At 71.1% G+C, this 7,050-nt stretch carries 8 protein-coding genes; 1 reads left to right on the top strand and 7 read right to left on the bottom strand.

The features are described from left to right. From ACYVE7_RS26005 to ACYVE7_RS25980, 6 genes are all read right to left on the bottom strand, one after another. The coding region (locus ACYVE7_RS26005) for a hypothetical protein (protein WP_460368090.1) at nt 1-685 on the bottom strand (685 nt) is incomplete at its 3' end. Nucleotides 686-741: 56 nt separating this feature from the next. After that, nucleotides 742-2,037 (bottom strand): ABC transporter substrate-binding protein, encoded by a 1,296-nt coding sequence (locus tag ACYVE7_RS26000; protein WP_460368088.1) that lies wholly within the window; start codon nt 2,035-2,037, stop codon nt 742-744. Then, the gene (locus ACYVE7_RS25995) at nt 2,034-2,606 is read right to left on the bottom strand and encodes a GTP-binding protein (RefSeq protein ID WP_460368086.1); all 573 of its coding nucleotides are present in this window, start codon (nt 2,604-2,606) and stop codon (nt 2,034-2,036) included. The genes ACYVE7_RS26000 and ACYVE7_RS25995 overlap by 4 nt, the downstream gene beginning before the upstream one ends. After that, nucleotides 2,587-2,961, bottom strand: coding sequence for a DUF742 domain-containing protein (locus tag ACYVE7_RS25990; protein ID WP_460368084.1), 375 nt, complete (start codon nt 2,959-2,961; stop codon nt 2,587-2,589). The genes ACYVE7_RS25995 and ACYVE7_RS25990 overlap by 20 nt, the downstream gene beginning before the upstream one ends. Before the next feature lie 4 nt (nt 2,962-2,965). Further along, entirely contained in the window at nt 2,966-3,382 is a 417-nt protein-coding gene (locus tag ACYVE7_RS25985; RefSeq protein WP_460368082.1) for a roadblock/LC7 domain-containing protein, read from the bottom strand. Then, nucleotides 3,372-5,540 carry a sensor histidine kinase gene (locus tag ACYVE7_RS25980; RefSeq protein WP_460368081.1) on the bottom strand — a complete coding sequence of 723 codons (2,169 nt, stop codon included), beginning with the start codon at nt 5,538-5,540 and terminating at the stop codon, nt 3,372-3,374. The genes ACYVE7_RS25985 and ACYVE7_RS25980 overlap by 11 nt, the downstream gene beginning before the upstream one ends. 141 nt (nt 5,541-5,681) lie before the next feature. Here ACYVE7_RS25980 and ACYVE7_RS25975 point away from each other — a divergent pair, with 141 nt between their 5' ends. After that, nucleotides 5,682-6,587: an LLM class F420-dependent oxidoreductase gene (locus ACYVE7_RS25975; protein WP_460368079.1), complete on the top strand. Its 906-nt coding sequence runs from the start codon at nt 5,682-5,684 to the stop codon at nt 6,585-6,587. On the opposite strand, the gene ACYVE7_RS25970 is transcribed toward ACYVE7_RS25975, so the two are convergent. Beyond that, nucleotides 6,556-7,050 (bottom strand): hypothetical protein (locus tag ACYVE7_RS25970; protein WP_460368078.1); only part of this gene is annotated, 495 nt, incomplete at its 5' end. The two genes, ACYVE7_RS25975 and ACYVE7_RS25970, sit on opposite strands and share 32 nt — an antisense overlap.

Genomic DNA, 7,050 nt, shown 5'->3' with positions numbered 1-7,050 from the left:
CCAGGGCCGTCGCGCCCGAGCCCAGGGCCAGCCGGAGCTCCCGGACGGCCGCCCGCGACGCCAGCGCGCCCGAACCGTCGGCGGGGCCCGTCACCCCGTCGCAGACGATGAGCTGGAGCACGCCTTCGCCGTCCCGGAAGACCTCGAAGGAGTCCTCGTTGTCCAGGGACGGTTCGTAGCCCGCCTTGCCCGAGCCGACCGCGGTCTCGGCCGCGGACCTGGTCAGGATCGGGCCGCAGGACCGGGCCGTCACCGTGGCGTGCACCCGGGCCGCGTTGCCGCCGCCGAACAGGGCGTGGACGATCGCGTCGAGCCCGTGCGGGATCACCCCGGCGTGCAGATCGAGCAGGTCGAGCGCATCGGGAAGATCACGTGGGGGGCGTCCGACGGCGATCTCGACCAGCGCGGAGGTGACGGTCCAGGCGTCGCGTTCGCGTGCGCCCGGGGTGTCCGCGACGGGGAAGACGGTCGCGCCGGGCGGCGGCACGCTGAGCACCTGCCACCGCTCGTCGGGGCTCCAGCGCAGCGCCCACAGGCAGCCGGGGCCCGTCTCGCCGATGGCGCGGGCCAGCAGCGGCCAGAGCCCGTCGAGCTCGTCCATCAGCAGCGCCGCGGGCAGCGCCAGCTCAGGCAGCGGAGGCCGCGGCCAGCCGAGCTCCACGGTCGCGCGCACAGTCCCCGGCATCCGACCTCCGACATCGAGCACCTCATAGTCGGCCGCGGGCGCGACCGCCGTCAAGGTCAGGGCGTGTAGCAGGGTTTGGTGAGCTGGTACTGCTTCGCGGTGTCGCCTTCGTAGAAGTCCCTGACGACCTTGACGCCCGTGTGCTGCGCCTGGTCGATCCGCCCGATGACGGTCCCGCGGAAGCCCCGCTGGGTCGGGTCGCTCGTGGACCCGCCGGCGCCCTTCGGCAGGAGGCCGTCGTAGTCGACGGCCCCGAGGTTCTGGACCGCGTCGTACAGGCGGGGCCTGGTGAGCTTCCCGGTCGCGGCCGTCTTCTCCAGCGCCGCCTTCAACGGCACCGAGAACGCCCATCCGCTGACGAACGAGTCGTCGGGGTTGGTGGCGGCGGACGCGCCGACGGCGGTGCGCATCGCGGCGTGGCCCGGCGAGTCGGTGGCGAACGGACGCCACGGCATGGTGTGCCAGAACTGCTGCTCGTACACCTTGCGGAGCGGTTCCTTCGCCGACAGCAGGGTCACCGAGAAACTCGGGTAGGTGCCGAGGTAGCGGCCGCGGTAGCCCTGCGCGTACGCGCCCTGGACGATCGCCTCGGTGTCCCTCGGGCTGGTGGTGAGGACCACGACCGACGGCTTCTTCCTGACGATCTCGCGGATCACCGGCTGGGTCGCGCCGGGCGTCACCGGCCTGTCCCAGGCCATCAGGGTGTGGGCGCGGGCCGCGACCTGCGCGCCCTTCTGGGCGTCGCCGCCGTAGTCGCCCGGGTAGTGCACGGCCATCACGGACTTGACCGGATAGGCGGGCTTCTCGCGGGGGAAGCTCTCGACGGCGAAGTCGACGGCGTTCATCGACTCGACGCAGTAGCTGTTCCCCGACTCCAGGATGTTGTCCTCGAACGACCACTGCGACGTCCAGCTCATCGGCACCCCGATGATCGAGTCGCGTTTCATCTCGGGCAGCACCGCGGCGATCTGCGCGGAACCGAGCAGCTGGGCGTAGGCGAAGACCTTGTCGCGGGTCTCCTTGAACGCCTCGACGAACGGCGGCACCAGGTAGCGGGTGTCGCGGGTGAAGCTGACGATGTTGACGTCGTAGCCGCCGATGCCGCCGTCGCGGTTGACCTTGTTCCAGAACGCGCGCTGCGCCTCGGTCGCGGGACCGGCGATCGACGCGAACGGTCCCGACCGGTCGGTCAGGATGCCGAGGTAGATACAGCCGTTGTCCTGGTTGACGGCGTTCGGGCAGGGCTTGTCGGTGATGCCGGGCGTGCCGGCGGGCGCTTCGGCCCTGCCCCGGCCGCCCGAGCAGGCGGCCAGCACGACCGTCAGGAGGGCGGCCAAGGCTGCGCGCTTCACGCCGGAGTTCTTTCCAGGACGTGCCGGACCAGCGTCACCAGGGCGTTCTTCGCCGACTCCCGGTTCCTGGCGTCGGTCAGGATGATCGGCACCCGGGGGTCGAGGTCGAGGGCGTTCCGGACGTCCTCGGTGTCGTAGCGCTTCGCGCCGTCGAACACGTTGACCGCGATCACGAACGGGAGCTGCCGCTCCTCGAAGTAGTCCACGCTGGAGAAGCAGTCGGCGAGCCGGCGGGTGTCGGCCAGCACGATCGCGCCGAGGGCGCCGTGGGCGAGTTCGTCCCACATGAACCAGAACCTGTCCTGGCCGGGAGTCCCGAACAGGTAGACCGACAGGCCGTCACGGAGCGTGATGCGGCCGAAGTCCATGGCCACCGTGGTGGTGGTCTTGTCCTGCACGAGGCCCGTGTCGTCCACGCCCTCGCTCTTCTCGGTCATCAGCGCTTCGGTGCGTAGCGGCCTGATCTCGCTGACCGCGCCCACGAGGGTCGTCTTGCCCACGCCGAAACCGCCCGCGATCATGATTTTGATCGCGACGGGCTCGTCGGGGCTATAGCGCGCTGAGTCCATCGATCACTTCCTTGAGCAGTCGCGCGTCGGGGAGACGCGACACAGAGGCGGGCTTCCGCAGCCGGACCAGGCCGTGCCGGAGAAGATCGCCGAGGAGGACGCGTACGACGTCCACCGGAAGATCCAGGTCGGAGGCGACTTCCGCCACCGAAAGGGATCCGGCGCATAGCCTACGTATCATCAGGTGTTCGGGCGAAAGGTCCATTTTCAGGGTGGCCTGGAATTCGGTGGCGTCGACGAGGCTGACCAGATCGATCTCCTCGTCGCCGCGGGTCCGTCCGCCCGTCAGCGCGTACGGGCGGACGATGGGGCCTGCCTCATCGTCCACCCACTCCAGGTCCGCCCATTCGTCCATCGGGTCAGCGCGGGTCCGCCGAGAGGAACTCGCCGACGCGGCTGACGAGCAGCGCCATCTCGTAGGCGATGACACCGACGTCGGCGCCTTCCTCGGCCAGCAGGGCCAGGCAGGCGCCCTGCCCCGCGGCCGTCACGAACAGGAACCCGGACTCCATTTCGACGATGGTCTGCCGGACCCCGCCGCCCCTGAAGTGGTCGGCGGTGCCGCGGGCCAGGCTCTGGAAGCCCGACGCGACGGCCGAAAGACGTTCGGCGTCCTCCCTGCCCAGCCCCCGCGAGGAGGCGACGCGCAGGCCGTCCGCCGACAGCACCACGATGTGCCGGGCCTCCACGACCCGCTCCAGCATGGAATCCAGCAGCCAGTTCAGCTCGCCGCCCGGCTTGCCCGTGCCGGTGGTCGCGCTCATGTCAATGCTCATCGTTGGTCCCCTCAGATCTTCCTGCCGACTCTTCGCGCCCACGGCGCCAGCCCTGCTGCATCCGCGACAGCACGTCCCGTGCCTCCTCGGGACTGCGGACGCCGGGGTCCGGCACCTCTTTCGGCTCCACTGCCACGGCGCGGCGGCGGGTGCGCTGCGGCAGTTCCCCCTCGACGTGCACGACCGCCGGCGCCTCCCGGTGGGCTTCCACCGGGGCGGGCGGGGTGCGGACCGGTTCCGGGCGGGGCTCCGGAAGGTCCTCGACCTGAGTGATCAGGCCGGATGGGAGCAGTGCGATCGCGGTGATCCCCCCGTAGGGGGACGGCCGCAGCGCCACCTTGATGCCGTGCCGCTGGGCGAGACGGGCGATGACGAACATGCCGAGCCGTGCCGAGTCGAACAGGTCGAACTCGGGTGCTTCGGCGAGGGTCTGGTTGAGGCTGGCGAGCTTCTCGCCGTCCATGCCGAGGCCGCGGTCCTCGATCTCGACGGCCAGCCCGTGCGCGACGCGCTGCGCCGTCACCTGGACGCGCAGCTCCGGCGGCGAGTACATGATCGCGTTCTCGATCAGTTCGGCCAGCAGATGGATGACGTCGGCGGCGGCCGTCCCGCTCAGCGCGAGCGTCTCGGGCAGCGGCGGGATCTTGACGCGCTGGTAGTCCTCGACCTCGGCGACGGCGGCGCGCACCAGGTCGACCAGCGGGACGGGACGGCGCCAGGTCCGGCCTGCGGGCTTTCCGGCCAGGATGACCAGACCTTCGGCGTGCCGCCGCATCCGGGTGACGAGATGGTCGATGGCGAACAGGTCGGTGAGCTCGTCGGGGCCCTTGGCCTTGCGCTCCATGCCGTCCAGCAGGCGGAGCAGCCGCTGGAGCAGCACCTGGTTGCGGCGGGCCAGGTTCACGAACACCTCGCCGAGGCCGCGCCGGGCGGCCGCCTCGCTGACGGTCGCCGCGACGACCGCGCGCCGCGCCACCGCGAACGCGTCGTACACCTGGGCGACCTCCCGGACGGCGAAGTCGCCTCGTGGCGCGCCGAGGTCGGGGTCGATCTCCTCGCCGCGCTGGACCAGCTCGGCGATGGAGGGCAGCCGCTCGGTGGCGAAGCTCTCGACCGTCCTGACCATGATCCGGTTCTCGCGGACCAGCCGGCGGCCCATCCGGACTCCGACCGTCACCGAGACGACGACCGCGAGCAGCCCGAGGCCGCCCGCCAGACCGAGGCGGAGCAGCACGGAGCTCGCGTTGTCGGCGGCCCGCTCGTTGATGCCGGCGCGGGTGTCGTCCTCGAACGCGACGAGCCGGTTGAGCATCGCCTCGGACGCGGCGTGCCAGCGGCCCGGCTCGATCGCGAGCTGGGCGGTGCGCTGCCGGGCGACGGCCCGTTCGAGCGAGGCGAACACCGCGTAGTCGCTGCTGGCGAGGAGTTCGGCGAACCGTCCGCGGTCGGCGGCGGGCAGCGCGGCCGCCAGTTCCGGCCAGCGGAAATCGTGGGCGCCCATTTTCTTGATGAAGGTGACCTGGTCGTCGGTGTCCAGCGAGCGGCGGACCAGGGCGCCGGTGATCAGGGCGTCCTCGTAGGAGATCGACTCGCGGGCCTGCTGGAGGCCGATCAGGGTGCGGGTGTCGCGGCCGGTCGCCGAGTCGCCGGGGTAGGCGGCGTCGTAGATCGCGCCGGCGGCCTGGATGAGCCGGCTGTACTGGCCGAGGCTGTTGTGCGGCTCGACCTCGCGGGAGTCGACGGCCTTGCGGTAGGAGGTGAGCTCGCTCAGCTCGGCGGCGAGGTCGCGCATCCGTTTGCGGGTCTCGGCGGTGGTCGCCGACTCCAGATCGCCCGTGTCCGACGCCTCGACGAACCGCTGGACGGCCTCGTCGGTGTTCTCGCGCTGGGCGTCGAAGCCGGTGCTGCCGATCGTGTTGTCCTTGGCCAGGTAGGCCTGGGACATCCGCCGCTCGTGCTGAAGCTCAGCGATCAGCGCCTCGGTCGGCCTGACGACCTGGCTGTCGAAGGTCTTCGCCCGGACGAGGCGGAGGCTGTCCCCGACGGTGACGTTCGCGGCGAACACCCACAGCCCGGCCAACGCGACCAGCGGCACGATCAGCAGCGAAACGATCATCCGCCGGATCGACCGGGTACGGCGCGGCCTGCCGTTGACCATCCAGCCATCCTTGCAGTGTGACTTAGCTCATAAAAAGTTCAACGATGCTATCGGGACGAATCCTGAAACATAAGGAGCATCTGGAAACACTTTGGCAACCATGTGTACATGGCCCGGTGGTCATTACGCTAGTCAAGAGGCATGGAACTCCGCATCTTCACCGAGCCCCAAGAGGGCGCCTCGTACGACACCCTGCTCCGCGTCGCCAAGCTGACCGAGGACGCCGGGTTCGACGCCTTCTTCCGGTCCGACCACTATCTGGCGATCATGGGCGGGGACGGTCTGCCCGGGCCCACCGACGCCTGGATCACCCTGGCGGGGCTGGCGCGCGAGACGTCACGGATCCGGCTCGGCACCCTCGTCACCCCCGCGACGTTCCGGCTGCCGGGCCCGCTGGCGATCAGCGTCGCGCAGGTCGACGCCATGAGCGGCGGCCGCGTCGAGCTGGGGTTCGGGACGGGTTGGTACGACGGCGAGCACCGCGCCTACGGCATCCCGTTCCCGCCGGTCGGCGAACGGTTCGCCCGGTACGAGGAGCAGTTGGAGATCGTCACGGGGCTCTGGGCGTCCGACGGGCCGTTCAGTTTCGAGGGCGAGTTCTACCGGTTGACCGACGCCCCCGCGCTGCCCAAGCCGGTGCAGCGGCCCGGGCCGCCGATCATCGTCGGCGGGGTCGGCAAGGCGCGGACCCCGCGGCTGGCGGCGCGGTTCGCCGCCGAGTACAACGTGCCGTTCCGGTCCGTCGCGGAGACGGCGCAGGCCCACGACCGGGTGCGGGCGATCGCCGACCGGAAGCTGGTCTACTCGGCCGCGCAGGTCGTCTGCGTGGGACGGACCGACGCCGAACTGGCGCGCCGCGCGGCGGTGATCGGCAAGGCCCCTGACGAACTGCGGGCCGAAGGGCTGGCCGGTTCGCCGCTGGAAGTGCTCGAGAAGATCGCGCTGTTCCGTGAGAACGGGACGACCCGGATGTACCTCCAGTGCCTGGACCTGTCGGACCTCGACATGATCGAGCTCATCGCGTCGGAGATCCTGCCGCATCTCTGATCTCGACCGCGCCGCCAAGGACCAGCCGGTCGGCCAGGTCGAGCCGGGTCTCGGTCTCCGGGACGAGCGCGACGGGCGCGCCCTGGCGGTGGAGCAGCAGGGTGCCGCCCGGCGCGCCCAGATGGACGGCGGCCAGCCGCTGGCCGTCAGGTCCGGTCTCCAGCCGGAGCAGCAGATGCTGCAGGCCGATCCGGGCGAGCGAACCGAGCTGCGCGGGGGTCGGCGGCGACAGGTCGACGCCGCCGACGGCGCTGCCCCGGCCGATCACGACGGGGATGCCGTCCTCCAGCAGGAAACGGGTGTACTCGGCGCCCGTCCGCAGATCGGTGGCGACGAACTCGCGGCTCGGCAGCCGGGGGCCGAGACCGGTCAGCGGGCCGCCGCACGACGGGCAAACGGGCCGCCGTCCCGCGTCGAGCAGGGGTTTGGCCAGGAGATGGCCGGGGCGCGCGGCGGTCGTCGG

It is taken from the genome of Actinocorallia lasiicapitis (assembly GCF_054778695.1).
Note: the sequence above shows the minus strand (reverse complement) of the source record. Positions and strands in the feature narration are given on the sequence as shown.

Bases quoted from the DNA above. Each gene is read 5' to 3' on its own strand.
- ACYVE7_RS25995 (WP_460368086.1), bottom strand. From the start codon at position 2,606: ATGGACTCAGCGCGCTATAGCCCCGACGAGCCCGTCGCGATCAAAATC.
- ACYVE7_RS25990 (WP_460368084.1), bottom strand. From the start codon at position 2,961: ATGGACGAATGGGCGGACCTGGAGTGGGTGGACGATGAGGCAGGCCCC.
- ACYVE7_RS25985 (WP_460368082.1), bottom strand. From the start codon at position 3,382: ATGAGCATTGACATGAGCGCGACCACCGGCACGGGCAAGCCGGGCGGC.
- ACYVE7_RS25980 (WP_460368081.1), bottom strand. From the start codon at position 5,540: ATGGTCAACGGCAGGCCGCGCCGTACCCGGTCGATCCGGCGGATGATC.
- ACYVE7_RS25975 (WP_460368079.1), top strand. From the start codon at position 5,682: ATGGAACTCCGCATCTTCACCGAGCCCCAAGAGGGCGCCTCGTACGAC.